The following is a 1990-nucleotide window of genomic DNA, read 5'->3' as shown; positions in this document are numbered from 1 at the left end:
GGTTCCATCGCGCTGATAAATCGTTATGCCGCACGCCAGCACATCAATACCGGTGCGCCCGGCTACAACGTCAATACGCGCGGCCACGCCGTCATCCGTCATCCATGCCAGCGCCTGCCCGATATACTCCCGGGCTTCCTGTGGCGTTTTATTCGTTAACTTGCGGCGTTTCAGTAGCCAGAGGCGGGAGCCGATGCGGTCATTCTGTACGGTGGGCCAGGTATCGCCCCACCATCCCATCGCCTGCGCGGTGTGATCGTCGCGTTCTGCTCGCCGCCATGTAAACAGCGATATCACTACAGCGCGCGTTAAAGGGTCGAGCGGGTCCGTTGACTCCCTCAGGAGCCCGTTAACATAGAGGATCATGGTGTTTAACTCATCGTCTGGCCTGGCGTGTCAGTGGTACCGCCGCCGTCGCCGTTTTCTTTATGGGTATGGCCGTTATATGTCTGTCGCATATCCGCCATCGTTTTACCGCTGCTGTCGCAGTTATCCCTGATGTTTCCGGTCGCTTCGACGGGCATTTCAAAGCGGGCCTTAGGCGCATTTTTGAATACGATCGGTTTTCCGGCGCCGTTCACAACTATCCCGTCACGAGTTAATATCACCGACTGGCCTTGATCGTCGTAAATTGCCACCTCTCCGCGCTTCAACCCTTTAAGGCGATAACGGCGATCAGATACGGTTATTACAACACCGTGCGAGCGGTCCCCTCCCGGAAATAAAACCGCCGCTTCTGCACCATCCTGCGCCGAGGAAGTAAACCCGTAGGGCTCCAGGTACTCCACATTCTCTTTCGGATCCCCGCCGATTAATTTCAGGCCGGCAGCCTGGCATTTTTTCGCGCTATCAAGGGATGTCAGCACGCCGCGCGCGAACAAATTCACCAGCCCTTTAATGTTTCCGGCCATCAGAATTCATCCTCCTTACTCTGTTTTTTCTTTTTCTTCGGTTTGGTTGGCTCGGGCAGGTAAGCATCAGCGGGACCTACGCGTAATTCTGTTGTCGTGCCGTTCCCGTCCTGGTTATAAGTCACCTCAGCAATGACCAGTTCGGTATTGTCAAACCCCTGCATGGGATCGAATACAATAACGCGCTGATTGGGCTGCCACAGCTCGCCGTTACCCTGGCGCCAGCCCTGTACGGTATAGGTAGTTTCCTGCGTTTTCGCGGCGCGCTGCCTGGCTTCAAATTCACATCGGGATTTACAGCTGTCTGCCGTGGCCGTCCCGGATTGCTGGAGTGTATGCGGGCGGTAGCGCGTCACACCCGCATCGCGGGTGCTCTGGCGAATAGCGGAGATCGTCGCCTCGCCAAAATCATCATCTGTGCCCGGCCGCTGGCCGGTTACCAGATAATCAGAGAAACGTTCACGAACGCTGCGCTCGGTATCACACGAAAGTATGTTTTCGCCAAGCACCAGAGCCGTGGACGCACGCAAACTTCCCACGGCGCCGAGGTGCAACCGGCCTTCTCCATCATCGTAAGCCAGCGTTTGAACCTGGCCCAGCAGGCGATTAAGGCAATCCACCACCGTTTCACCATGCTCAGGCTGGGCATCAATAACGGCTGTTGCCGGTGCGCCATCGTCAATAACGGTGATCCCGAACGGGCTGGTTAACGCGCTGGCGATACGGACCAGACTTTTTCCGCTGTGCTGTGCCGGAGCTGCAGAGCAGTCGATCAGATCGGCTGTCTTGCTACGCCCCACAATACCGGTGCTAATCGATGTGGCATCATAGCGAACCGGCGTAGCTTCCACCCAGCCGGTGATAACCAGGTCGCTACCGATCAGCACTTCAACCAGGTCACCATTCTTTATCATGGGCTGGTTTTCCGTAGCGCCAGGCCACTGCCGGGTGATCGTCACGTTAAAATCGCGCGCCACTCTGTCTATGCCGGCACTCACACGCGCCGACGTCCACCCTCCCCACTCGCGCCCGTTTACACGCAAAAAAACAAGACTGTTCATCGCACCGGAACCCTCAAT

Annotated in this window: 3 protein-coding genes; all 3 read right to left on the bottom strand. The window is 56.7% G+C overall.

The window, feature by feature from the left end:
• On the bottom strand, positions 1 to 366 hold a 366-nt coding region (locus VGM55_RS12340; RefSeq protein ID WP_331634853.1), incomplete at its 3' end, for a phage GP46 family protein.
• Positions 367 to 371: 5 nt separating this feature from the next.
• Positions 372 to 911 (bottom strand): phage baseplate assembly protein V, encoded by a 540-nt coding sequence (locus VGM55_RS12335; protein WP_331635619.1) that lies wholly within the window; start codon positions 909 to 911, stop codon positions 372 to 374.
• A complete protein-coding gene (locus VGM55_RS12330) occupies positions 911 to 1972 on the bottom strand; it encodes a phage baseplate assembly protein (protein WP_331635620.1) in 1062 nt (353 codons plus the stop codon). Before VGM55_RS12330 ends, VGM55_RS12335 begins: the two co-directional genes overlap by 1 nt.
• Between the last annotated feature and the right edge of the window lie 18 nt (positions 1973 to 1990).

It is taken from the genome of Cedecea sp. (assembly GCF_036500665.1).
Lineage (GTDB): Bacteria > Pseudomonadota > Gammaproteobacteria > Enterobacterales > Enterobacteriaceae > Cedecea.
This window is presented reverse-complemented; position numbering and strand designations above follow the sequence as displayed.